The 26,747-nt window shown below is 41.6% G+C and carries 20 protein-coding genes; 15 read left to right on the forward strand and 5 right to left on the reverse strand.

All coding sequences use genetic code 11. From position 1 onward, the window contains the following. Nucleotides 1–122: 122 nt before the first annotated feature. Together AB4140_RS11030 and AB4140_RS11035 are read left to right on the forward strand one after the other, a co-directional pair. Nucleotides 123–269 carry a hypothetical protein gene (locus tag AB4140_RS11030; RefSeq protein ID WP_157936287.1) on the forward strand — a complete coding sequence of 49 codons (147 nt, stop codon included), beginning with the start codon at nt 123–125 and terminating at the stop codon, nt 267–269. Nucleotides 270–457: 188 nt separating this feature from the next. Continuing rightward, a complete protein-coding gene (locus AB4140_RS11035) occupies nt 458–2,398 on the forward strand; it encodes a prolyl oligopeptidase family serine peptidase (RefSeq protein WP_372000935.1) in 1,941 nt (646 codons plus the stop codon). A 100-nt stretch (nt 2,399–2,498) separates the two neighbouring features. Here AB4140_RS11035 and AB4140_RS11040 read toward each other — a convergent pair whose 3' ends face one another. From AB4140_RS11040 to AB4140_RS11055, 4 genes are all read right to left on the reverse strand, one after another. Next, nucleotides 2,499–4,109, reverse strand: a complete 1,611-nt coding sequence (locus tag AB4140_RS11040; RefSeq protein WP_102519974.1) for an ABC-F family ATPase — start codon at nt 4,107–4,109, stop codon at nt 2,499–2,501. A 255-nt stretch (nt 4,110–4,364) separates the two neighbouring features. Continuing rightward, the gene (mepA, locus tag AB4140_RS11045) at nt 4,365–5,228 is read right to left on the reverse strand and encodes a penicillin-insensitive murein endopeptidase (RefSeq protein ID WP_372000937.1); all 864 of its coding nucleotides are present in this window, start codon (nt 5,226–5,228) and stop codon (nt 4,365–4,367) included. 280 nt (nt 5,229–5,508) lie between these two features. After that, nucleotides 5,509–6,663, reverse strand: a complete 1,155-nt coding sequence (locus AB4140_RS11050) for an alpha-hydroxy acid oxidase (RefSeq protein WP_372000939.1) — start codon at nt 6,661–6,663, stop codon at nt 5,509–5,511. 10 nt (nt 6,664–6,673) lie between these two features. Then, nucleotides 6,674–7,606, reverse strand: a complete 933-nt coding sequence (locus tag AB4140_RS11055; RefSeq protein ID WP_372000941.1) for a 2-hydroxyacid dehydrogenase — start codon at nt 7,604–7,606, stop codon at nt 6,674–6,676. A 391-nt stretch (nt 7,607–7,997) separates the two neighbouring features. Here AB4140_RS11055 and AB4140_RS11060 point away from each other — a divergent pair, with 391 nt between their 5' ends. The 9 genes from AB4140_RS11060 (at nt 7,998) to AB4140_RS11100 (ending at nt 21,135) form a co-directional block, all read left to right on the forward strand. Continuing rightward, entirely contained in the window at nt 7,998–8,726 is a 729-nt protein-coding gene (locus AB4140_RS11060; protein WP_102519976.1) for a Crp/Fnr family transcriptional regulator, read from the forward strand. Between the two features lie 202 nt (nt 8,727–8,928). Continuing rightward, nucleotides 8,929–10,773, forward strand: a complete 1,845-nt coding sequence (gene ilvD / locus AB4140_RS11065; protein WP_372000943.1) for a dihydroxy-acid dehydratase — start codon at nt 8,929–8,931, stop codon at nt 10,771–10,773. A 14-nt stretch (nt 10,774–10,787) separates the two neighbouring features. Beyond that, nucleotides 10,788–12,146 carry a GntP family permease gene (locus AB4140_RS11070; RefSeq protein WP_241903478.1) on the forward strand — a complete coding sequence of 453 codons (1,359 nt, stop codon included), beginning with the start codon at nt 10,788–10,790 and terminating at the stop codon, nt 12,144–12,146. Between the two features lie 319 nt (nt 12,147–12,465). Then, on the forward strand, nt 12,466–15,057 hold the full coding sequence (locus AB4140_RS11075; RefSeq protein ID WP_372000945.1) for a TonB-dependent receptor: 2,592 nt from the start codon (nt 12,466–12,468) through the stop codon (nt 15,055–15,057). Nucleotides 15,058–15,845: 788 nt separating this feature from the next. Next, nucleotides 15,846–16,259 (forward strand): GNAT family N-acetyltransferase, encoded by a 414-nt coding sequence (locus AB4140_RS11080; protein ID WP_102476424.1) that lies wholly within the window; start codon nt 15,846–15,848, stop codon nt 16,257–16,259. Continuing rightward, nucleotides 16,259–16,876 (forward strand): HD domain-containing protein, encoded by a 618-nt coding sequence (locus AB4140_RS11085; RefSeq protein ID WP_241904080.1) that lies wholly within the window; start codon nt 16,259–16,261, stop codon nt 16,874–16,876. Before AB4140_RS11080 ends, AB4140_RS11085 begins: the two co-directional genes overlap by 1 nt. A 198-nt stretch (nt 16,877–17,074) precedes the next feature. Continuing rightward, nucleotides 17,075–18,265: a porin gene (locus AB4140_RS11090; protein WP_372000947.1), complete on the forward strand. Its 1,191-nt coding sequence runs from the start codon at nt 17,075–17,077 to the stop codon at nt 18,263–18,265. A 447-nt stretch (nt 18,266–18,712) separates the two neighbouring features. After that, entirely contained in the window at nt 18,713–20,338 is a 1,626-nt protein-coding gene (locus tag AB4140_RS11095) for a hypothetical protein (protein WP_198589305.1), read from the forward strand. A 203-nt stretch (nt 20,339–20,541) separates the two neighbouring features. Continuing rightward, a complete protein-coding gene (locus AB4140_RS11100; protein ID WP_372000949.1) occupies nt 20,542–21,135 on the forward strand; it encodes a pentapeptide repeat-containing protein in 594 nt (197 codons plus the stop codon). 99 nt (nt 21,136–21,234) lie between these two features. On the opposite strand, the gene bioA is transcribed toward AB4140_RS11100, so the two are convergent. Next, the gene (bioA, locus tag AB4140_RS11105; protein ID WP_372000951.1) at nt 21,235–22,608 is read right to left on the reverse strand and encodes an adenosylmethionine--8-amino-7-oxononanoate transaminase; all 1,374 of its coding nucleotides are present in this window, start codon (nt 22,606–22,608) and stop codon (nt 21,235–21,237) included. A gap of 111 nt (nt 22,609–22,719) precedes the next feature. Here bioA and bioB point away from each other — a divergent pair, with 111 nt between their 5' ends. From bioB to bioD, 4 genes are read left to right on the forward strand one after another with little or no spacing between them, the layout of a single operon-like run. Then, nucleotides 22,720–23,772, forward strand: a complete 1,053-nt coding sequence (gene bioB, locus AB4140_RS11110) for a biotin synthase BioB (RefSeq protein ID WP_102438017.1) — start codon at nt 22,720–22,722, stop codon at nt 23,770–23,772. Nucleotides 23,773–23,806: 34 nt separating this feature from the next. Further along, nucleotides 23,807–24,991, forward strand: coding sequence for an 8-amino-7-oxononanoate synthase (locus AB4140_RS11115; protein WP_102519983.1), 1,185 nt, complete (start codon nt 23,807–23,809; stop codon nt 24,989–24,991). After that, the gene (locus tag AB4140_RS11120) at nt 24,991–25,782 is read left to right on the forward strand and encodes a methyltransferase domain-containing protein (RefSeq protein WP_102438013.1); all 792 of its coding nucleotides are present in this window, start codon (nt 24,991–24,993) and stop codon (nt 25,780–25,782) included. The genes AB4140_RS11115 and AB4140_RS11120 overlap by 1 nt, the downstream gene beginning before the upstream one ends. A gap of 45 nt (nt 25,783–25,827) precedes the next feature. After that, complete coding sequence (bioD, locus tag AB4140_RS11125) at nt 25,828–26,544, forward strand: dethiobiotin synthase (protein WP_198589311.1); 717 nt, start codon at nt 25,828–25,830, stop codon at nt 26,542–26,544. The last annotated feature ends 203 nt before the right edge of the window (nt 26,545–26,747 follow it).

The following is a 26,747-nucleotide window of genomic DNA, read 5'->3' on the forward strand; positions in this document are numbered from 1 at the left end:
TTGTATAAAGGTAATAGCATTTATCAATAACACTATATGAGCTCATTCTGTTAACTTATGGCTGAAATATGATTGAGATAAATCGTATCAGTCAGTTAAAAGTGAAGGCTAAAGGAACTTAGATGGCAACATTATTTAGGCTATTAATGATTATCACCGCAGCGTTAGCAATTACCATCTTAGTCATTTTTGTGATGTCTACTTTAGTGGGTTTGGGCGTTCCAGAGCATGCAAATAATACCTTTGGCTATCTCATTTCAACTTGCTAGTTAATGTATTCGCATAATCGTTATTTTATTTAAATGTTATAACGTTCCGCTTCAACTTCTGTTTTATTGATTCTCATACGGCTAGCCAATATTAGCATCTCCTGCTAGGTTGAATACTATACTCAATAATTCATCGCTACTTTTTGAATTATCTCGTTTAAGTTCTCGGACATAATAAGGATATTTTCATGCTTAAAACCCTCATCACAACTGCTATCACAACAGCCATAATGGCGGTTGCACTAGGTGGTTGCTCGAATTCCAGTAACTCCAATGATGTTAAACCACAAGCTGATCCAATTGATTTAGTTGCCAGTAATTCAGTGGCATTTGAAACTTACAATGCTGAAGAGTTTTATAAAACCACCAGTGTATTTGGCTCTTCAATTAACCATTTAGGCAATGCTGTTTTAGTCAGTAATGATAAAAGCGGTATTTTCAATGCTTATCGTGTGTCTGTTGATGGCAGCCCGTCAAAACAACTGACGTTTTCAACTAAAGAATCAGTATTTGTTGAGTCGTGGTTTCCAAAAGACGAACGTTTTTTATATAGCGCGGATAAAGGTGGTGATGAACTTAATCATCTTTATGTCCAAGAGTTAGATGGCACTGACGTGGATTTAACCCCAGGCGAAGGCTTAAAAGCGTCAGTAATGTCATGGCATGAAGATGAGCAATCTTTCTTTGTGGTAACCAATGAACGAGATGCTAAGTATTTTGATGTTTATCAATATAATACTGAAGATTACAGTCGCCAATTAGTGTTTAAAAATGACTCTGGTTTTAGTGTAGAAAGTGTGAGTCCAAATGGCCGTTTTATCGCGCTGAGTAAAAGCCATTCAAACAGTAACTCAGATCTTTATTTAATCGACCTTAGATTGAAAATGGCAAAACCACGCTTGCTCACTGAACATAGTGGTGATGTGTCTTATTCGGTTGATACTTTTTCTAAAGACAATAAACGCTTGTTGTATGCCACCGATGAATTTGGTGAGTTCAATCAATCATGGGCATATGATTTAGCAACAGGTGAGAGCACCTTAAGCTATAAGGCAGATTGGGATGTCAGTTTTAGCTACTTTTCAAAAGATGGTCGTTTTCAAATTACCGGTGTCAATGCCGATGCGCAAACACAGTTGATTATTACTGATTTAACCACTAATTCTGAACTGCAATTACCGACCTTACCCAGTGGTGATTTACGCGGGGTAAATTTCTCTGATGATTCAAGTTCAATGGTGTTTTACATTAACTCAGATACTTCACCATCAAACTTATATACCCACAAATTAGGTACAGACTCGATACTTCGATTAACCAATTCTGGTAATCCAAACATAAAAGAACAGAATCTTGTTACCGGTGAAGTGGTGCGTTTTAAAAGCTTTGATGGTTTAGAGATTCCTGCGATTTTATATAAGCCTAAACAAGCTAATATGAAAAAAGTGCCCGCATTGATTTATATCCATGGTGGTCCTGGCGGGCAATCTCGCAAAGGGTACTCTGCAACAGTTCAACATCTGGTGAATAACGGCTATGCCATCATTAAGATTAACAATCGTGGTTCAAGTGGATATGGTAAAACGTTTTTTCACTTAGATGATAAACGTCATGGTGAAGATGATTTACAAGATGTGGTGTATAACAAAAAATACCTTCAAACCTTAGATTGGGTTGATGCCGATAAGATTGGTGTTATGGGTGGCAGTTATGGCGGTTACTTAACAATGGCTGCGATGGCATTTACTGATGAGTTTAAGGTCGGAATTAATATCTTTGGCGTTACTAACTGGGTGAGAACCCTTGAAAGCATACCGCCTTACTGGGAAGCATTTCGTAAAAGTCTTTATGACGAGTTAGGGGACCCAACGACAGATAAAGAGCGCTTACACAATATTTCACCAGTGTTTTTTGGTGAACAAGTGAAAAGCCCGGTGTTGGTGGTGCAAGGGGCAAATGATCCCCGAGTACTAAAAATTGAGAGTGATGAAATGGTCGAGTCAATCCGCTCGGGCGGCACTTATGTTGATTACCTTGTGTTTGATGATGAAGGCCATGGCTTTAGTAAAAAAGCTAACCGCATTAGTGCTTCTAATAAATACCTCGAATTTTTAAATACCTATTTATAAGTTCCAAAGGTTGGCATAGCGTAAAAACAAAAAAGCCATTTGAATATTCAAATGGCTTTTTTATGACTGCGATATTACGAATAATCTTCGTTAATAAGGCTTATTTTTTTATCAGCGCTGCTGCTTCAGCTTGGCTTGCCATGTACTCGTTAAAGGTACCGTGGAAGCTTAATAACTTTTGGTCTCTCACATCAATGATGTGAGTTGCAAGCGATGATACAAATTCTCTATCGTGGCTAACGAAAATCAAGGTGCCTTCAAATTCTTTAAGGGCATTGTTCAGCGCTTCAATGGCTTCCATGTCCATGTGGTTGGTTGGCTCGTCCATGATGAGTACATTTACATCCATCATCATTAACTTACCAAATAATAGACGGTTCTTTTCACCACCTGAACAGTTACGGGCTTTCTTGTTGGCATCATCTTCAGTAAATAGAAGACGGCCTAACATACCACGGACCATTAAATCGTTATGTCTTGGGGTGCGCCATTGCGACATCCAATCAAATAAACTTAGATCATTATCAAAGTCTTTGCTGCTGTCTTGCGGGCAGTAACCGATAGCGGCATTTTCAGACCACTTAACCACACCTTCGTTATTGGTCAGATCGTTAACTAAACAGCGTAGCAGGGTAGTTTTACCGACACCGTTTTCACCAATAACAGCAAGCTTTGCGCCTGCTTCAAGGATAATGTTACCGCCTTGGAATAAGGTATTATCTTCAAAACCATGGCCAACGTCTTCCATGATAAGCGCTTGACGATGCATTTTTTTGCTTTCGTCAAAACGTAATGAAGGCGTCATGCGACTAGATGATTTAACTTCATCTAGCGAAATTTTATCAAGCTTTTTAGCACGAGAACTGGCTTGCTTCGCTTTAGATGCGTTAGCACCAAAACGGTTAACAAAGTCTTGAAGTTCAGCCATTTCAGCCACTTTCTTAGCGTTACCTGCTAATAACTGCTCTTGGATTAAGCCTGCAGCTTCAAGGAAGTATTCGTAATTACCAGGGTAAATACGCAGTTCACCGTAATCGATATCAGCCATATGAGTACAGACAGTGTTCAAGAAATGTCTATCATGGGAGATGATGATCATGGTGCATTTACGTTTGTTTAACTCATCTGCTAACCAACTAATGGTATGTATGTCCAAGTTGTTGGTCGGTTCATCAAGCAGCAAGATATCAGGGTTTGAGAATAAAGCCTGTGCCAGTAATACACGTAGCTTTTTACCGGGAGCGACTTGGCTCATTAAACCAAAGTGATATTCTTCATCGATACCGGCTTCAAGTAAGATTTCACCAGCGCGGCTTTCTGCACTGTAACCGTCCATTTCAGCAAACTCACTTTCAAGTTCACCGACTCTCATTCCGTCTTCTTCAGTCATTTCAGGCAAAGAATAAATGCGTTCACGCTCTTGCTTAACTTCCCACAGTTTTGGGTCACCCTGAATGACAGCATCGACTACGCTGTACTGTTCAAAAGCAAACTGATCTTGACTTAAGGTACCGACTTTTTGGCCCGGAGTAATAGACACGTTGCCAGAAGTCGGTGCAAGTTCACCACTTAGAATTTTCATGAAGGTTGATTTACCACAACCGTTGGCACCAATTAAACCATAACGGTTTCCGTGGCCAAATTTAGCTGAGATGTTTTCAAACAATGGCTCTGGGCCAAACTGCATGGTGATATTTGCGGTAGAAATCAAAGGAATATCCTGAATGGTTAAGTATGCAAAACAAAGCTCGATGTACAATAAAAAGGTACTTTGAGTTCAGCCAAGCTAAGCAGATAAACGCTGACCTTAAAAAGGCAGAGCATTTACGTAGGTAAAACAGCCGCGGATTATACAGACATAACTGCTCATATGTCGAGCAGCCAATGCAGTTAAAGTATATTTTTGGCCTGTTTAGTGCAATTTAACGGGCAAATGCTCAATAGTGAATGTTTTAAGAGGGGGAAATTACTGTTTTGCCTGTAAGTTTTTAACTAGTGGTTCACAGGAAAGCGGTTTTTGTTTTAAAGGCTTTGGCGCCGCTGCCGTTTTAGGTTGTTTAGCTTGTTGCTGGCTTGCCGCTGCACGCTTAAGTTGCTGGGTCCACCAAGTTAATTCTTCACAGCCATGACCTGATTTAATGGGCTGCTGCGCTTTACATAAGCTATCAGTTTCAGGGCAATGCAAGCGCACATGCATGTGAGAGGTATGGCCCCACCAAGGACGAATTTTTTGTAGCCAAGTATCCTTGTCGCTTCGTTCATTACACAGCTGCTGCTTGATGATTGGATTAACAAAAATCCGAGCGACCTGATTATTCTCTGCAGCGACTTTGAGCATGGTTTTATGTTGTTTTGACCATGCTTGATTAACGGTTAATTTATCAATATCAACCACAGACAAATGACGTGGATTTTGTAATTCTTGGGGCTTGAGTGGCGCCTCGGTTAGTTTTAGCCAAATATCCACATCTAAGCCTATTTGATGGCTGCTGTGGCCAAAATCAAATTGACCGCCGCGGGGCATCGACATATCACCGATGAGAATATTATTGATCCCTTGCTGAGTTAGCTGCTTTGAATAGTGACTGACAAAATTCACGAGATTAGGGTGGCCATAAAAACGCTGCCGCTGACTACGAATAACTTGGTAGCCGTCACCCGTTAACGGCAGTGGCTGTGCGCCTGATAAACAACCATTAGCATAGCCGCCAATAGCTGCAACTTGCCCTTGATAGATGCTGGTGGCGAGCTCCCAAGGATTGGTTGTGGCCTGCAGTGGATAAATGCTTAACAAACTTAATAGCAGTAATATGGTGCTTAATCGTGTCATTGATAAAATTACTCCTACAAGACTGTGAATTAAAGGTATAGGACATGAGCGAGTTAATTAGCGAATGCTTGATAATCAAATCACTTATAAGCTCAACAAAAGTATAGAAGGCGATAGGAATTAGGCGAGTGAATAGCGCGGATTAGTTTGAATGCTTAAATTCTTTTAAGTCGTTGCATTATGACACTAGAGCATCAGGCCTGCGAAGGGGGGGGGAGCTCGCAGGCCTGATGTTGTTCTAACTTAATATTATCTCACTTAAAGGGAATGAGGATGACCGTTAACGCTTACGGATCATGCTGGTGTTAATATCCTTAAGGCTTTGACAGCCTGCCAAGGCCATAGTACGGACAAATTCTGTTTTGAGTATATTGATGGCTTTTTCTGCGCCCGCTTGCCCGCCCGCAGCTAGGCCATAGGCGTATGCTCTGCCAAGTGATACCGCATTAGCGCCTAAGGCTATCGCTTTAAAAATATCGCTGCCGCGTCTGATGCCGCCATCGACGATGAGCTCGATGTCTGGACCGACTGCCGCTCGAATGTCAGCCACCATTTCAATTGGCGCAGGGGTGCAGTCCAGCTGTCTGCCGCCATGATTTGAAATCATAATGGCCGATGCGCCAATGTGTTTAGCTTTAACTGCATCATCTACCGACATAATGCCTTTGATGGCAAAAGGGCCGCCCCATTGTTTAATCATCTTGGCGGCGTGATCCCAAGTGAGATTTCGCTCCAATAGATTACCCATATACTTAAGGAAGCTTTCGGTATCGCCTGTTGAGGGGGCTGCATTTAGATTAACTAAATCTTTGCCACCTGACATAAAGTAGTTTTTTACCCACAAAGGATGTTTAGCAAATTCCAATAGGCTTTTTAGGCTGAGGTTCATGGGTATGGTTAAGCCATTTTTTATGTCTCGCTCACGATTGCCGCCCACCACGGTATCAACGGTTAAACACATGGCTTGATATTTTGCCGCTTTTGCCCGCTGCATAATTTCTTCATTTAATTGCGGATCCGTCACGACATATACCTGAAACATTTTATTGCCATAACTACTGCTGGCGACCTCTTCAATGGTTTTGGAAGAGAAAGTGGATAAGGTAAACAAAATATCCTGTTTTTCAGCGGCTTTAGCGCCAGCGATATCTGCATCAGCATGAAACATGCGCTGCTGACCCACAGGTGAAATAAAAAATGGTGCCGACATGTCACAGCCCAGTATATGGCTGTGGGTATTGATGTCGGTGACATTAGTGAGACACTTAGGAATAATCTGATATTGATCAAAGGCATTAACATTGTGACTCAAAGACACTTCATCGTCAGCACCGCCTGCCATGTAGTCATACACAGGTAGGGGGAGGTTTTTATGTGCTTGCTGATGTAACTGCTCAATGTTAAAGCATTTTTCTAAAGACTTAGTTAATAACATAGTGGCTGCTCTATACAGGAGTTGATAACGGTTTGCCTTCAAGCATCGCAATAACATTTTGTAAGGCTTTGCCTGCCATAGCTTGACGGCATTCAGCCGTTGCGCTGCCAATATGCGGAGTTAAGGTGACATTTTCAAAATCAAGATAGCCAGAATGGAAATCAGGCTCACCATCAAATACATCTAATCCAGCTGCAGCAATTTTACCGTTTTTTAGTGCATCGATGAGGGCGTTGTCATCAATTAATCCGCCGCGGCCGGTATTGATCAAAATGGCGCCATCGTTGCAATTGGCTAAGCTATCAGCATTGATTATCTGTTGTGATTCAGGGGTGAGTGGGCAATGTAAACTAATGATATCTACAGACGATAACAAGCTCGCCAGACTGTCACAATAATGGGCTTGATAGTTTGCTTCGGCTTCGAGAGATCGTGAGCGATTATAATAATAAATATCCATATTAAAGGCTTTGGCGCGGCGCGCAACGGCTTGGCCTATGCTACCCATTCCCACAATGCCTAACTTTTTACCGTGGACTTGATTTCCCATCATGGCCATTGGGGCTTGTTTAGACCATTTACCGCTGCGTAAAAAGCGCTCATTTGCGCCAAGTCGGCGGCAAGTGGCTAGCAATAACCCAAAGGCTAAGTCGGCAGTATCTTCAGTGACCACCGGGGTGTTAGTTACCGAAATGGAGCGCACTTTAGCGGCGTTAAGGTCAATATTATCAACGCCAATACCAATATTGGCGATTAATGTAATGGATGTCGGCAAGGTATTAATAAAATCAGAACTAACGGCATCTAATGCCGTTGTTAAGTACACCTTTGCACCTGTAAAAACAGCGTAATCACCTTCAAATACCCGCACTTCGATTGCGGAGCCATTAGCGCTAATTTGCGGTAGAGGTAATGGGCGAGAAAGTACAATAATATCAGTCATTATCTTGTCCTTATTATTATTTTTATGGGCAATCAATTGGTTTTAGGTCTCGCTATTTCTGTCATGATTTTTGAAGCTAGTGATTGTTTAGAGTGCCAGTAGCGATGGTTTGTTTCCGCAACAAATGTTGCATTTGAGATGCTTCATGGTCGATATTGATATAAAATTTATAAGCTTAATTGGCTTGCTTTTGTGAACGATAATAACGTGTCTACTATAAATATCACTATTAATCGGTAGAAGAATAGTGTTGTTAAGTGGATAAAAACCTAGGCAGCATTTGTTGCTAGCGTGTGGTTTTTTTAGCCTTTGCCTTTGTAGGGACTATCACTTAATCTAGCCATGATTGACCAATAATAATAAGTTCGAATGAACAAGGACTCTCTGCACTATGTTAACAATTCAACATCTACATAATTGGCGCGCTGAATTACCCAGCGAAATACAGCAGCAAATATCCCACAGGCTTAGCTTTAAAAAATTTCGTAAAGATGAATTTATTTACAACTCTGGTGAAACCTCAAATTGTGGCTTTCAAGTGGTGTCAGGTAAAGTCAAGATTTGTAATTACAATAAAGAAGGTCGAGAGTTAATTGTGGCCATTTTGCATGCAGGTGATTGCTTTGGGGATATCGGATTAATCACCCGCTATAATCGACCTAACTATGCTGTGGCATGCACTGATGTTGAAGTTAATGTATTGTCACATAAAGACTATTTACATTTAAGTCAGCACTTTCCTGAAATGTCGATAGCACTAAACCGCTTTCTATGTACCCGCATTCAATACACTTTTGCCAGTTTAAATGAAGCATTATTACTGCCACTTTATGAAAGATTAGGTGCAGCAATTGTCAGGCTTGCCCTAAGCCGCGGCGCTAAAGAACTTGAAGCCGTCTCTTTACCTGATATATCACAAGAAATGCTCGGGCAAATGGTGGGGGCAACACGGCAAAGCGTCGGGCGTGAATTGAAAAAAATGCAGCAAGAAAACCTGATTCAAATTGAGTACGGTAAAATTTTTATTAATGATATTGATAACATGATCAAATTGTTTGATTTGAATTTGTCACATCAAGCCATAGTGCCGCTTTATTCGACAATGGCAGATACCGCTTAGATATTTGATTTTATTATATTTTATCATCTATTGTGTTAACAGTGCCTCGCAAGGTCTTATGGCTGATATTTGCTACACCTGTCATTGCAATTGAGTTTCGAACCAAACTCAGTGCTTCGCCTTAATTGTCACAAATGTGACAGAAATTAACAAATCATCTATGACAAAGTAGTTAACACTAATAATAAAAACGAGAGTTAACATGCCTAAATTAAGATCATCAAAAGTTGTCGACGGTAAAGGTGCAGCTGCAGCACGTGCACTTTGGTTAGCAGGGGGATTACAGCAAACAGATTTTGGCAAGCCCATGATTGCCGTGGTTAATTCATTTACCGAGTTTGTCCCAGGCCATGTACATTTACAAGACGTCGGCCGCCTAGTGTGTGAGGCTATTTTTGAAGCGGGCGGCATTGCCCGTGAGTTCAATACCATTGCTATCGATGACGGCATTGCCATGGGTCATGACGGTATGCTTTATAGCTTACCGAGCCGTGAAATTATTGCTGACAGCATCGAATATATGATTAATGCTCATTGCGTTGATGCGATGATCTGTATTTCAAACTGCGACAAAATCACCCCTGGCATGTTAATGGCGGGATTAAGGTTAAATATTCCAGTGATATTTGTCTCAGGCGGGCCTATGGAAGCAGGCCGCGTAGTTGAAAAAGATAAAGTTCAGCGTTTTGACCCCATTGATACCTATATTGCCGCTTTCAGTAGTCAGGAACTTGATGGTAAAAGTGCTGAGTTTTTAGAAAATCATGCCTGTCCTACCTGCGGATCTTGTTCTGGCATGTTTACCGCCAACTCAATGAATTGCTTGGCTGAAGTGTTAGGGCTCGCACTACCGGGCAATGGCTCATTATTGGCGACTCATTCCGATCGTAAAGACTTGTTCACCCGTGCAGCTAAGCAAATCGTAACCAACACCAAAAAGTTCTATTTTGAAGATGACGACTCGGTGTTACCGCGCTCGATTGCCACTCGCGAAGCGTTTTTCAATGCGATGAAAGTGGATATTACGATGGGAGGTTCTACCAACACCATTCTACACTTGCTGGCTATGGCCCAAGAAGGCGAGGTGGATTTCAATCTCAGTGATATTGATGGCTTATCCAGAAAAGTGCCGCACCTTTGCAAGGTGTCACCAGCCACCAAAGATTACTATATGGAAGATGTTCACCGTGCTGGCGGCATGATGGCAATCATTGGCGAACTAGAACGCGCCGGATTAATTGACACCAGTGTTAAATCGGTTGGCGGCGGGACATTAGCGGAAATGCTAGCCTATTGGGATGTATTACGTACAGATAACCCAGAAGTGCATGAGTACTTTAAAGCCGCGCCTGGTGGCAAACGCACCATTAAGGCCTATGGCCAGTCACAGCGCTGGAAAGAGTTAGATTTAGATCGTGAAAAAGGCTGTATCCGTAATATTGATAACCCTTATAGCACCGAAGGTGGCTTGGCCGTTTTGTACGGTAATATTTCTGAAGATGGTTGCATAGTGAAAACCGCTGCAGTGTATGAGCATATGCTGGATTTTACCGGAACGGCAAGAGTATTCAATCAGCAAGAAACGGCATTAACCGCCATTGATAATGGTGAAATTCAACCTAACACCATCATCATTATTCGCTACGAAGGCCCCAAGGGCGGACCTGGCATGCAAGAGATGCTTAAACCAACCATGAGCTTAAAAGCTCAAGGGTTAGATGCTAGCTGTGCACTGGTGACAGATGGTCGATACTCTGGTGCATCTGCGGGTCTATCAGTGGGCCATGTTTCACCTGAGGCGGCTAATCAAGGTGCTATCGGGTTAATTGAAGATGGCGATCAAATACGCATCGATATACCTAATCGTTCGATTAATTTACTGATCTCTGATACGGCATTGCAGCAACGTCGTGATGCCATGAATGCATTGCCAAAGGATCAAGCTTGGCAGCCCAATGAACCAAGAACCCGTGTGATCACCCGCGCGTTAAAATCCTATGCAGCGTTTGCTACCAGTGCCGATCGCGGTGGATATCGTGAGCTATAAATGGAGTTATTGATATGGCTTTAGGAATTATTGCGGCATTAGCTGTATTTATATGGATGGCAATGCGCGGCTATAGCATTGTGCTGGCCTCGCTAGTGTGTTCCACCATAGTGATTATCACTAGCGGCATGGCATTTGATAAAGCCATGCTGGAATATTTTCCAACCGGGGCACTGGGGGCATTTACATTTGCGGGACGGTTCTTTTTACTCTTTGCCGCAGGTGCGATGTTTGGTCGTTTATTGGCGGCAACAGGAGCGGCCAATAGTATTGCGAATAAGTTAGTCGACACCTTAGGCGCTGAACGTGTGCTAATTATTACGGTATTATTTTCAGCTTTGCTCACCTATGGTGGCGTGGTGTTGTTTGTGGTTATTTTCACTATGTATCCGCTTGGGGTGCAGCTATTGCAACAAGCGAATGTGCCTAAGCGGTTATTTACTGGTGCCATTGCCTTAGGTATTGGTACGTTCACCATGACCGCTATGCCAGGCTCACCGTCAATACATAATGTGATATCTTCGGTATCGCTAAAAACCGACTTATTTGCCGCAGCGGGATATGGCCTATTCAGTAGCGCCATTATGTTGTCTTTGGGGCTGTGGTATCTTGAAAAGCAGCGTCACATAGCCAAGGCCAATGGTGAGGGTTTTATCCCTTCTGAAAAAGATAAACTGATTTTAGCCAACAATAAGCAAATGGCGATGCCATCTTGGTTTCGTTCAGTCATTCCCATTGCCGCTGTGGTAATTTGTATTGTCTCTCCAAGGATCATCAGTGCTTTAGGCGTTAACGGCATTGAGGTTGTTGACTATGCCAACAGTCAGCCGATAATTTGGCCTTGTATGGCACTCTTGATTGGTATTATTACCACCATAGTGTTGTTTCCACGTATTCTACCCCGCAGTATTACCGAGCTTGGTCAAGGCGCTGAAGAGTCTATATCGCCGTTAATCGCGACTTCAGTTGTCATCGGTTTTGGTGGCGTAGTGAGCCATACCGAAACGTTTTCGCAGTTTTCCCAGTGGATCACCACCTTAGATGTCCCTGTGCTGCTGTCAATTTTTATTGCCGCAAGTTCAGTGTCTGCAATTGTGGGTTCGTCATCAGGTGGCTTGCAAATCTTTTTAGGGACTATGGCGCCTGTTTATTTAGATAAAGGCGTCGATCCAGAGATCTTACATCGGGTTGCTGCTATGGCCAGCGGCGGGTTTGATAGTCTGCCTCATTGCGGCGCGGTAGTAGCGATATTGGCAATAACAGGGCAAACCCATAAAACGGCTTATAAAGATGTCGGAGTCGTGACTGTGGTGTTCCCCGTCATTGCCTGTTTAACCACAATTGGGAGTTATTGGCTGCTTAACACGATATAAGCAGTGGCCTCATAAGGTATGTTTATATGTTATGAGGCTAGGTTTTATGGCTTAATCTGTCTTTTGGACATATTGAGCCGAACAATGCCATTATCTTGAATTCATGACAGCCAAAGCTTGCAAAATCTTTTTAGCCAACCCATTTTAATAAACAAATCCTCGCTATAAATTAGTTGATATTTTATCCCACAGATATCCCAACCGAACAAATGTGGCAGTTTATTGTACAGCGCTAGCGTTACCCTCAAATTAACCCGTATTTCTTTACAAATAATTAACATGGGTTGAAAAATAATAATAGTCAATTTGGGGATTAACTATGTCAAATGTTCAAGCAAACGGAAATTTTAAAAAGTCGTTAATTGCGACAGTGCTGCTATCAATAATTCATGCGCCAGTAATGGCAAATGAGCCACAACAAGAACAAACTCAGTCAGAAAAAAAACAATTTGAAGTGATTGAAGTGACCGCGCAAAAACGCAGCCAGTCTATTAATGAAGTGCCTATGTCGATTTCGGCCTTTAATGCCGAGACATTAGATGAAATAGGTATCGATGACACCACTGATTTAGCCAATATTGTACCTGGGTTTAATTTCAGTGATAGCGCATTTGGGGCACCGGTTTATACCTTACGTGGGGTGGGTTTCAATGAGTCAAGCGCTCAAGCGACATCAACGGTTGGAGTGTATGTTGATGAAATTGCAGTACCATTTCCTATTATGACCAAAGGCACTAACCTTGACGTCGAACGGGTGGAGATTTTAAAAGGGCCACAAGGCACGCTTTATGGCCGTAACTCAACGGCTGGCGCGGTCAATTATATTGCGGCGAAACCCTCTAAGGATTTTGAAGCCGCCATCAAAGCGGGTATTGCTTCTTATGAAACCATTTCTGCTGAAGGTTACGTGACAGGCGGAATTAGCGACATGGTAAGTGGTCGTCTGGCACTTAAAACGATTCAGTCAGACGAGGGCTGGCAGGAAAGCATTAGCCGTGATGAAACCTTAGGTCGACAAGATAAACTGGCTGTGCGTGGTAGCTTAAACTTTGACTTCAGTGAGGCAACTCAAGCATTGCTGACTATCGGTTATGCTAGCGATAATTCAGAAACAATTGCGCCGCAAAATATTGATTATATTCCCGGTAAAGCAGGAGGCGCGCCGTTTACTGTTTCGATATATCAAACCCAGTTAGATATGGCACAAAATCCACAGAATTTTACCGGCTTAATGGATGATAATGCCAAAGCAGATTGGACTGCTGGGCGCACACCGAGCCTTGAACACATCAGCACGAATGTGTCATTGAAAGTTGAGCACGACATTAATGATCAAACCTTATTTACCTCGCTGACTGGCTACTCAAAATTTGAAGATGATGGTTCAGAATACGAGCGAGCTGGTTTTGCAGGGGAAACCATTGCTAATATTAAAAATAACCCACTGAGTGCCGCTACTGAACAAGCCTTTGGAGCAGGATTTGACGGCTACTTATTAGGTCGTTATCAAAATGCCGCCGATTCCGAATACGTTACCATGGACTATGTTTATCAAAATGGTGAAATTGATTCCATATCCCAAGAGTTTCGAGTTAGCCAACAACTTGATAGCCTGGTGTGGATTGCAGGGCTTTATTACAGTAAAAGCGAAGTCGATTACCAAACCCAGCAGGATTGGGGCATAAGTAGTAACGTAAATATTCTGCCAATCCCTGGCTTTGGCTTTAATATTGCTGAAAATGATATTAATCAACAAACCACAACCGCCTCAGTGTTTGCCAGTGCTGACTGGTTTATTACAGATCAATTCACGCTTACCACCGGCTTGCGTTATTCAAAAGATGAAGCGGATTTTACTGGCTGCTCAAGAGATGTTGATGGCGGTTTAGCTGATACTTTTTTTAATTTCTTTTTCGGAACAACGCCCACTAGTGACGTCATCAAAGGTGATGGCTACAACGCAGGCAGTTGCGTTACGGTATTAGATTTTGGAACGCCAGAGGCGAGTGTTGGGGAGGTTAGTGACACATTAAGCGAAGACTCACTTTCATGGCGCCTAGCTGCTAATTATGAGTTTAATGATGATTTATCAGTCTATGCATCTTATAGCCGTGGTTTTAAAGCGGGTAGCTTTCCTTCTTTAGCGGCAGTGACTGATCAACAGTTAGTTCCCGTTGTTCAAGAGCAACTTGACGCTTATGAAATAGGTTTTAAATCAAGCCTAGCCGAGCGTACTCTGCAGTTAAATGGCGCGGCTTTTTATTATGATTACCAAGATAAGCAATTGCTTACCAAAAAAATCGCCCCAGTATTTAACACCGTATTTACCCTGGGTAATATGCCTAAATCTTCGATCACAGGGGTTGAACTTGATGGGCGCTGGTTAGCGACAGATAACTTGACCTTAGGCGCTGCCTACGGCTGGTTAGATTCACAGATTAAACAAGGTGTCGGCTATAACCAACCAGGGCAATATTTAGACTTTAAAGGTTCGCCACTGCCTTTTACGCCAGAGCATCAGTTTAATTTATTTGCCCGTTTTGACTTTGAAATTTCAGCCGGGCTGCAAGGCTTTGTTGGCGCAGATGTAGCATATTCAAGTGAGTCACATGCCGATTTTGAAGCCTCAGTTGATCAAACTCTTGCCGTGTCAGATTTTGTTGGTGAGCCTTATGCCGTTGAAATACCAGCAACCGATTATGAGTTTGATGAGCGTTTTATTAACCCGTCTTATACCCTAGTGAATTTACGTTTTGGGGTTGAAGCTGATAGTTGGAAAGCCTTTGCATGGGGTAAAAATATCACTGACGAGTACTACACCAATACCACAGTCAAAAATAATGAAATGTATGCCAAATACCCAGCAATGGGCGCCCAATACGGGGTGACATTTGAATACACATGGTTTTAGTTAAGTATGAGTTAATTGTTAATCAGGCTTAATGCCGAACTAAAGTCATCTCAACAATTACTGCGTTTTGGGATTTTGTTGGGGTGATTTTTAACTTTTAGCAGCGCTAATTTTTACATCACAGTTTTAGGGCGGGGTATAACAAGTAAGTATCGCGAGGGAAATGTTGGTAGCTATTCAGGCCACCGAAGGAACTCGATGGCCACATCTTGCTTAATGCTCTAGAAAACCTTTGTTAGCTTTCTTGGCAGTCTTTGCTGCTTTCTTTTCTTTTGCAGTTAAAAGTGGTTGCTTTTTAGTGTTTTTCTTACTGTCTTGTCCTTTGCTCATGATACTTTCCATTTGTTGTCATGTAACACACCTGAGGCTAGTTTTAATCAACCGGAGGACCCTGTTACTAGTACATTAGACTCAATTGTCGAATATATAAGTAACCATCTTAGTATGGCCCTATAGCAGGGCAATTGATAGTAATAGTTGATATACACTCAGTATATTAACCCCTTTATGTGTTGCTAGGGGGTAGATAAAGCTGTTTGCGTTAAAGTTGGGCCGTAGATATTTTAGTAAACGATGGATCTAACAATTTGATAACCCAGCTTAATGTGTAAAAATATTGAAGACTGCTATAAACAAGGACATGGAGTGAGTCAGTTGCAAAAATGAGTTAAGTAATTACAGGTGTATGGCTTTAAGGCGAGTTTCAGTGGCAATAAAATTCACATTAAATTCGAAGGCTAAGCTAATTTAGTTTGAATAACCCAAGATATTGGCTTGGAGGCCAGCAAATGATGTTAGAAGTAAACCATCAAGAAGATAGCGTTATTTTTGACACCCTAGTCGCAGGGGTTAGAGAGCACAAATATGAACATATGGGGCCAGAAGAAACCAAGCCCTTATCTGTGGTTTGTCGTGATGAACAAGGCACTATTATAGGTGGGATAGCAGGGCGAACTATATACAGAAACTTTCTTATTGAAGTGCTCTGGGTCGACAAAGCAAGCCGAGGCTCAGGTCTTGGCCGTCAATTAATGGCATCGGCAGAACTGGAAGCCAAGAAAAGGGGTTGTGTTGTTGCCCAACTGGATACCTTAGATTACCAAGCGCCAGAGTTTTATAAAAAGCTGGGTTTTAAAGTTGTCGGCAGTGTGGCAGCTTTTCCTGGTAGCCCTGAAAGGATTTTCCTCACCAAAGAATACTAATGCTCACTGAATATTATGGGATTCATTTACAAGGATGTTTGAATGAGATCAAAGGCATTGTTGAATTTATTGTAGAAATAGAAAAGTTAAAGTCGGTAACACCTAATACTAAACCTGTAGGTTTAGAACGCTATGAGAATTCAGCTGAACACAGCTGGCATGTGTGCATTAGTGCGCTGATGTTAAAAGAGTTTGCTAATGAACCCGTTGATATCAATCGGGTGATTAAAATGCTACTACTGCATGATTTTGGTGAAATCGATGCAGGCGATACCATAGTTTATGCCAGCAGCAATACGCATTCGATTGCGGAGCAGCAAGGAGTAGAGCGGTTATTCAAAACCTTGCCAGAATATTTAGCTGACGAATATTTACAGCTTTGGCTTGAGTTCGAAGCAGGTAAAACTGCCGATGCTATATTCGCTAAAGCCATTGATAGAGTGCCGCCGTTACTGCATAACATTCATGGCGGTGGTCATAGTTGGAAAAAGCATAATATTTCAAAGCAGCAAGTCATGTCATTGAATGGTGATCGAATCGCTAAAGGTAGTCATAGTCTATGGACTGAGCTTGAAAAACAGTTAATCAGCGCCGCTGAGCAAGGGTTACTTAAATAGCGCTGGCTCGCTTTAGGTAACAACCGATAATTCTTTCTCATTACTCTCATTACTCTTATTCTCATCGCTCTTCTCACGACTTTTATTGAATAAAAAATAAAAAATAAAAACAATTTCTTGTGTATCTTTATAGTTGCGAAAAATTAGCTACATTTATAAAGAGGCGAAAAATTAGTCACAGAGAAGGATTTCGCCAAAATGACTACAAATGGGAGTGTCATTGAGATGATGAAAAAATTATTAGGGGCTTGCTTACTGGTAACCGTGTTACCGCTAGAGGCAGTTGAAGTTTATAAGTCTGATCTATTAAATTTAGACGTCGGTGGCAATATTCAATTAGGTGTTATCAATAGTGACACTAACGATGGTGACAATACCACCACTGTGTTTGATAACGGCTCTCGATTACATTTTGATTTTAGCAGTTCGGTAAATTCAGACCTTAAATTTAGAGGTTTTTTTGAGTGGTATATTAATGCGGTAGCCCGCAATAGCATTGATAGTTACAACGTTGGTCATAATGCAATCTCGCTAAGTGATGGTAGAAATGAGTTTATGTCACTCAGGCAAGGTTTCTTTGCTGCTCAGCACAGCAAATGGGGAGAGCTGTCTATTGGTAAAAGAATAGGAGCTTATTCGGCAGTGACCTCGGTAACCGATAGGTTTAATGTTTATTCGGCGCTGGCATCATCAACTTATGTATACGGTGATGGTGGCTTAAGTGGCACGGGTCGAGTCGATAATGGTGTTTTCTGGAATAAGCCGTTCGATTTCGATAATCATAGTTTAACGGTTAACCTTCAAGGGCAGTTTATCGACGACACCACAGTGCTTAAAGACGATGAAGATATGCCAGTATTAGATGATGACGGTAATGAAGTCACTCTAACAGCTAAAGGCGGTGAAGCGGCCAGTGTTATTTATGCTTATGATGTAGACAAATTTACCTTTGGCTTAGCGTATGTTAATGACGAGGCTGAAGGGAAAGGTATTAGGATCAGTAACCCTAGGGCCTTAGCAGTTTCTTTTAGTTCAACCATGGGTGACTGGTATTTATCTGCGGTAGCCGCACATTCAGAAGGCATGTATCAAGACAACAGTAATCAAATTTTTGAAGGTAAAGGCTACGAAATAGCACTGAGCCGAGACATAGGAAATTGGACTCCAATGATCGGTTGGAACCATATCGAGCCAGATAATTATGATATTGCAGAGCAGAGTCAAGCTAGCCAATATGAGCTTGATTTGTTGATCCTTACCCTTAATTACAATGTGCCATCGTTGGGTTTTTTTGCCTTTATTGAGGGAGTGGTCGATAACGGTAAAAATGCCGACGGCAGCAATAGTAACGACGACTATATTTCAGTGGGTATGTATTACCCTTTTTAAGACAAAGAGGATACTCGCTTTACTCTACCATTGATGCTTTGAGCGTGGTAATGCACAGGCTCAAAGCATTGTTAGTTTGCCTTCAAATACCTTTAATAACGCCTAAATTCTACCGATTATTACCCGTAATCATTTCCCCTTGTCATCGTTTAGCGTGTGGGTTTTAGTCACAGTTTTACCTTTATCGTTCAGCTTAATTGTTCTATTAGAACAACAGCTAATACTGCCACTCAGGTAAATGTAAAAAATGTAGGTGAAACTTTGCAATTTTGTTGTTAGTGCGTACAATTTACCTAGTAGCTCAATAAAAATGACTTTATGCATCAATTAGGTAGCGCTTATATGGATACTAATAAAAGATCGTTAAACGGAATAACGTTTAATTATGTTCTATCAAAGGTGGGATTTTTCAGACTTAACAAGGTAATAAAAGTTTCAAGTTTAGTTGTGAGTTCATTGTTACTAAGTAATGTGGCTTTTAGTGAAGAAATTGCTAGTGAAGATATCAATAATTTAGAGTTTATTAGCGTCCCTAAGGGGGTGAGTGTATTTGAAAAGTATGGTCTTTCTGATGACCTCCCAAAATTTGGAATGAGTTCATTATCCCAAGGTGAAAACCTGGTTGAACATGCATCTCGAGTCACTGAGTTTGAAGGGAAACAAACAACGTCGGACATATTTTTAGTCCAAAGTACTGACACTAAAGGCAATATTGATTTAAGAATTAAATATGACCCAATTAAGTTAGATAAAGACGAAGATGTCATTGCACGTATCGAAAATCTGACAAAAACCGAGTACCTTTTGCGCCAATACGCTAAAAGCTATGATGAGTCATCAGTTAAGGTGGCTGAAAAAGCCAATGGAGAAGTGGTGATTCGTTTTAACTACTCCAAATACCAACTTCCGCAAAACATTGCTTATTTTCGTTTTATGCAGGTATCCATCACGGCTAAAGACGGCAAGCCAATTAAAATGGAGATTACCAATTCAAAAGACTTCGATTACGAAGGCGTAAAAGTTAAAGACTATTCGCAAACGATTTATTTTACTGAATTGGAAAACGGTAAGCCTTATATCAAAAAGAAAATTGAAATTACCAAGGGCACTAAAAAAGACAAACCGATCACCTTAACTACAACGGTTACCACAATTGCTTTATATGATAATCAAGATGCCGTGGTGGTGATTGATGCTGACTTACTCGCAACGGTTTCAGATCCGCGCATGCGAGAAGAAAAAGTAGAGCTACAAGCGATGTTCCCAATACTTGCTGACTTGGTGCGTCGACAAGGGATTGATGTGCCATTACCTTACGGTATTTCAGTCGCCTATCGAGATCAAAGTATGGATGTAGGTTTCACTTCATTTGATATTATGGGGTTGGAGTTAGACGAGTTTTTTGACCCAGAAACCACCTTCGGAACCGTAGACGCTAAAAGTGTGTCCCTAAGGGCCGATTTAAATATTTTTCCATTTTGGAATGTGTATGCATTAGTCGGTAAAATTAAAGTCGATGCGGTTATCGATGCCCAGTATACCGGTAATATTCGTGATGTGTTTGTCGATAAATTAGGCTCAGAGTTTAAAGCTGATATTGCTTGTGCCTTTGCTGCTGAAGTCGGAGTACCACTTTGTGAGCCAACCCGTTTTGATGTTCCTTTGGAACTTAATTATGATTTAGTGGGCGCAGGTACCACACTTTCGGTGGGTTATAGGGAGTTTTTTGCTTCAGTTACAGGTACCTATTCGTTCACTAAATTAAGTGGCCAGGATTGGGGCGACGGTATTCTCACCGTGCAACCTATGTTGGGTTACCAGTTACTGGATTACCGTGCTCAGTTTTTTGTTGGTGCAGAATATCAAGCATTAAAAGCTAACATGGAAGGTAATTTAGGTTTTGTTGAAGAGTTGAACCGTGAGTTTACTTTCGATGTAGGTGTTGAGTTGAACCAATGGGCTTATCTAGTCGGCTTTAATAAGCAAATTGGTAAACATTACAATTTAAGTGTGCTGTATAACAAAGGTGAAACCCGTGATGCATATACAGTAAGCTTTAATTATCGCTTCTAAATTAGATAAGTAAGTATTCGGTATCAAGGTAACCGATAGTGAGTAAGTTTTTTACTTAACCACTATCGGTTTTTTTTGCTTATTTTTAGTGAGGCCGTAGCAATCAGTGGGGTCTTAATAATATTTTTGCGCTATTTTCTCTGTTATCAGGGCAAGTGTTATAAAATACGCCTCAAGTTTGAATAATCGAGCATGGGGTTTTAATGAGTCAGATCGTCACACATGAGCAGTACTTTGATAAAAGCTTCAATAAACAACCCATAGACTCAACTGAGGGCTGTGAATTTGAAGAGTGTGAATTTAATGATTGCGACTTTACTGAAGCAGTATTAAAAAATACTAAGTTTTTAAGTTGTACGTTTAATCGCTGTAATTTGAGCTTAATTAAGGTGCCCCATAGCCGTTTTTATGAGGTAGATTTTAATGACTGCAAAATGGTGGGTATTGATTGGACTAAAGCGGATTGGCCGTCATTTCATCGTGATGCACAATTAAGCTTTAGCCGTTGTATTCTTAATGACAATTCATTTTTTGGCTTAGTACTAAATGAGTTAAAGCTGATTGAATGCAAGCTGCATGATGTGGATTTTAGTAATGGTGACTTTGCCAATTCCACCATGACTTTTTGTGATTTTACGAATAGTATTTTTATGAAAACCAATTTACAAGCTGTCGACTTTAGTGATTCAACTGACTTTACTATCGATGTGCTACAAAACCGCATTGCCCAAGCTAAGTTCTCACGTTTTGAAGCGCTAAACTTACTTGAGAGTTTAGCTATCGAGCTGGTGGATTAATACAGAATATAAAAAGCGCTATGAGTACACTCTCACTGTCATAGCGCTATCAGTTTCACACTGCTTTTACGTCAATCAACCAGCTTATTTACACCCCAACTAACCATTACTAAAGCTATCTGCAGCGGCTTGCTCTTGAGTAATATTTGCGGCAATAGTTTTCATGGCTTGGGTTAGTGTCGTCAGTTGCTCTTTGGTAATAGTATAAGGCGGAGTAATGTATATCACGTTGGCAAAAGGTCTTATCCACACTCCTAACTCAATAAAGTCTTGCTGCAATTTAGCCGTGTTAACCACGCTATCCATTTCAATTACGCCTACTGCGCCTAATACTCTGACATCCACCACATGTTGATAATCAATAGCTTCAGCAAGTTCAGTCTTCATTTGCAACTCAACATCGCTGACCTGTTGTTGCCATGCGCCAGTTTGTAAAATACTCATACTGGCACTGGCTGCAGCGCAGGCTAGCGGATTGCCCATAAATGTTGGCCCGTGCATAAATACGCCCGCAGGGGAGTCACTGACACCTTTGGCCACTTCATCACTACAAAGTGTTGCCGCTAAACTGATGTAGCCACCGGTTAAGGCTTTACCTAAACACAAAATATCGGCTTCGATATTGGCATATTCATAAGCAAATAGCTTGCCGATACGGCCAAATCCCGTAGCGATTTCATCAAGAATGAGCAGGACATGATACTGGTCACATAAGGTTCTAATGGCAGATAAATACTCGGCTGAATAAAAATGCATCCCGCCAGCCGCTTGCATGACGGGTTCAATAATAATGGCGGCAATATCTTGATGATGCTCTGCTAAAATCGCCTCAAGCGCATCAGTATCACCTTGCTTTAAAGCTTCACCGAAAACAGATAGTGGCGCTGGGGCAAAAAGGTGTTCAGTAACCGCTGCGCTAAACATGGTATGCATGCCATTATCAGGATCGCAGACGCTCATTGCGGCAAAGGTATCACCATGATAACCACGCTTAACGGTTAATAAACGCTGCTTTTGTGGTAGCTGTTTACCTTGCCAGTATTGCATGGCCATTTTAATGGCCACTTCAACGGCAATAGAGCCAGAGTCGGCTAAAAAGACTTTGGTTAAATTGGGGCTGGTCATCGCCACTAATTGCTTGCAGAGGTTAACTGCAGGGGCGTGGGTAATACCGCCAAACATTACATGGCTTAGGGTCGTGAGCTGCTGCTGCATCGCTTCAATAATTTCTGGGCGGTTATAGCCATGAATACAGGCCCACCAAGAGCTGGTGCCATCAATGACCTTTTGACCGCTGCTTAAGGTCAGTTCACACCCATCGGCACTATGGACTCCAGTTACGCTGGCAGCTTGACTCATCGAAGTATAGGGATGCCAAATATGCTGTTTATCAAACTCAAAGTCTATAGCTTGAGAGTCTATAGCTTGAGAATCGATTGTCTGGGATGCTTGCTGATAAAATGAGTCGTTCATATTTTAACCGTTAGTCAAGGTGTAATGCGCGATAGCATTGACAGTTTACGTGCTGAAGGTATCCTAACCCAATATAAAGTGAATATAAAACGAATAACAAAGGATTAATCAATGTCATCATTAGCCATCCGTCATGACTGGACCAAAGCTGAAATAGAAGCGTTATTTGCTTTACCAATGAACGATTTACTGTTTAAAGCCCACAGTATTCATCGTGAGACGTTTGATCCTAATGAAGTACAAATTAGTCGTTTATTATCAATTAAAACCGGTGCTTGTCCTGAAGATTGTAAGTATTGCCCTCAAAGTGCCCGTTACGATACCGGTCTTGAAAAAGAGCGTTTATTGGAAATCGAAAAAGTCATCACCGAAGCCAAAAGCGCGAAAGCAGCGGGAGCATCACGTTTTTGTATGGGCGCTGCATGGCGTAACCCTCGCGAGCGCGATATGCCATATTTAACCCAAATGGTTAAAGATGTAAGAGCATTAGGCATGGAAACCTGTATGACACTGGGTATGCTGTCAAAAGAACAGTCTGACGAACTTGCCAAAGCAGGTCTTGATTACTATAACCACAACCTTGATACCTCACCTGAATATTATGGCGATGTGATCACCACCCGTACTTATCAAAACCGTATTGATACTTTAACCAACGTGCGTCAGTCAGGCATGAAAGTGTGTTCTGGCGGTATTGTCGGTATGGGCGAAAAAGCGACAGACAGAGCAGGTTTATTACAACAGCTAGCTAATTTAGAGCAGCATCCTGATTCAGTACCGATTAATATGTTGGTTAAAGTTGCAGGTACGCCATTTGAAAAGATAGATGACTTAGATCCCTTTGAATTTGTGCGCACCATTGCCGTTGCACGTATTATTATGCCTAAATCTCGAGTGCGTTTATCAGCTGGGCGTGAAAGCATGACTGATGAATTACAATCTATGTGTTTCTTTGCTGGTGCTAACTCTATTTTCTACGGTTGTAAGTTACTGACGACACCCAACCCTGAAGAAAACGATGATATGAGCCTATTTAGACGTTTAGGGCTACATCCTGAGCAAGGACCATCAGCTGACATTGAATCTGACACTGCGTTATTGGCTAAAGCCAATGCAAAAAAAGATAAAGCAACGCAACAATTCTTTGATGCCGCGGCGTTATAAAGCGATGCACATTTGTCAGTAGAAGGCAGTATTCATGGCAAATCACCCAATATCATCACGAATAAGTCATCGTTTGCAGCAGCTGCAAACCGATGGCTTGCTGAGGCAAAGAAAGTTAGCTGAGTTAGACAAGGCATCGGCTAACAACTTAGCTCCAACAATTCCCAATATTATTGATTTCAGTCACAACGATTACCTTGGGCTGGCCAATGATCCTGAGATGATTGCCGCTATTCATGCTGGCGCGATAAAATATGGTGTTGGCAGTAAAGCATCGCCATTAGTATCTGGATACAGTGAAGCCCACCTAAAGCTTGAACAAGGTTTATGTGAGCTGACCGGTCATGAAGCAGGGCTATTATTTTGCTCTGGATTTAGTGCCAATCAAGCGTTAATCAAAACCTTATTTGAAGCAGGCGATGTGATTATTGCAGATAAGCTTATTCATGCATCAGTGATAGACGGTGTAAAAGACAGCGGCGCTGCACTTAAGCGCTATAAACACAATGATATAACCCATGCAGAGCAGTTACTTAATCGATTTCCTAATAGCGCCTTATTTACCGAAAGCGTTTTTAGTATGGATGGCGATCGTGCGCCATTAGATGCGTTATCGAACTTGTGTAAGCAGCATAATAGTTGGTTAGTGGTTGATGATGCCCATGGTTTTGGAATCAATTATGAAGAGCTTGCTAGCAATCGCTTTAACGTCAGCAGAGCGGCAGTTACACCACAATGCGATATTCAAGTCATTACCTTTGGTAAAGCCCTCGGCTGCCAAGGCGCCTGCGTTTTAGCGTCACAGCAAATTATTGATTATATGGTGGCGCAATCACGGCATTACATTTATTCAACCGCACTGTCACCTGCCAGTGCTCATTTAGCGTTAACAGCGGTTAATTTAACTCAGTCGCAACCTGATAAAGCATCAACATTGTTTGCCAATATTGCCTTCTTTAGGTCGCTTTGTAATGCTAAAAACATTGCGCTAACAGAGTCAATAACCGCCATTCAGCCTGTAATTATCGGTGACAGTGAACGAACTTTAGCAATAGCAAAGGCATTAAAGCAACAAGGTTTACAGGTCGGGGCAATCAGGCCGCCAACAGTGCCTAAAGGGCAGGCAAGGCTGAGAGTGACCATTAATGCCAGCCATAATGCCGAGCAAATAACCCAATTAGTTGATGCACTAGCAGTGCAGTTACCAAGAGAATATTAATGAATCTAGATAACCCCGTAGCGGTTAAATTCTCCCAAGCTGCAGCTACCTATAAACAACACGATGTATTACAGCGCATCACGGCTAGCAGGTTAATAAAACTTGCTAATACTGAGTATAATGCCGATAAAAAAGCAGGTTTAACCGGGCATTTATTGGATTTAGGCTGTGGCCCAGGTACTGACTTTGAATCAAATCACTGCCAGCTAACTAAGGTCACGGCAGTTGATTTATCGCCTCAAATGCTAAATGTGGTGCAGCAGTCTTTTCCGCAATATCACACTGTTTGCGCCGATGCGGCAAACTTACCTATAACTGCAAATAGCATGGACAGTATTTATTCAAACTTAGTTCTGCAGTGGTGTGATGAATTAACCCAAGTATTTAATGAACTTAATAGAGTCATAAAACCTCAAGGCCAAGCCTTTATTAGCGTGGTGAGTGATGGCAGTCTTTCACAGCTTGAAACCCTAGGGCTAGGCCATAATAGTTTTCGTCATTTAGATGACATTATCGCCGCGATAGATACCGAAAAATGGCAAATACTCTCTGCTGAGACCACTACCGAGCAAGTACATTTTGCCGATTTAAAGGCATTACTGTATTCAATTAAAGGGGTCGGGGCGTCAGTGAATGAATACCAAGATAAAAGCTTAACGGATAAAAAAACTAATCGTTTGCGCGGTCGTAAAGATTGGCTCGCGTTAATGGATAAAGCGGAAAGCTTACGTGAAGCAAACGGCTTACCATTGAGCTATAACATCAGCTATTTACAACTTGGTAAGCGTTAAATTTTTAGACAATTGGATATAAACAGTGAAGGGGTTATTTCGATGATTTATTTTGTTACTGGCACTGATACTGACAGCGGAAAAACCCTGATTTCATCGGCGCTACTTAATCTTGCAACAAGAAAAACGGCTCTAGCTAAAATAACTGTCGCTAAAACCACAGAAGCTAAAACCCTCGGCGTCAAACCTATTGCCTCAGGTTGTATTGAAACAGACGCAGGGCTTAGAAATAGCGATGCGCTAAGCCTAATTGAACAATCAACTATCACGCTCGATTACAATCAAATTAACCCTATCGCATTTAAACCCGCCATTGCACCGCATATTGCCGCAAAGCAACAAGGGGTGAGTTTAACTGCCAGTGGCGTTGTTGATTTATTGCCACTTGAAGCACTAAACAGTGCCGAGTTTGCATTAATTGAAGGTGCTGGTGGCTGGAGATTACCTTTAAGTAAAGGCCAATATTTATCGCAATCAGTACAGCAGCTAGCTCAGCAAAATGATGTTGGGGTTATTTTAGTGGTGGGCATGAAGCTTGGTTGTCTTAACCATGCATTATTAACCCAAGAGGCCATTGAAGCTGACGGGCTTAATATTGCAGCTTGGGTCGCTAACCAAGTTGACCCTGAAATGAGTGAAATAGAAGAGAACTTATCAAGTTTAAAAGAGTTAATGACGGCGCCATTCTTAGGTTATGTGCCGTACTTAAGTGAGCCAACAGCTATAAATGCCGCTGTGCATATTGATAACTCGACCTTATAGAGACTTAAGTTTTGATTTTTAGCCTTTGTCTTTTTGCTTACAAGTAGTTGTTTTAGCATTTGATATTTTCAAGGAGAGAAATCATCGAATTTGCACCAGAGTTTACCAAGGCAGAAAAAATACGCAGGGTGGTATTGTATGCCTTGCTGGGCCTTTTCATTTATATCACCCATCAAAAGTGGCTATTTCCTTTTATTCCTTGG

It is taken from the genome of Shewanella sp. 10N.286.51.B2 (assembly GCF_041469265.1).
In the GTDB taxonomy this organism is placed as follows: domain Bacteria; phylum Pseudomonadota; class Gammaproteobacteria; order Enterobacterales; family Shewanellaceae; genus Shewanella.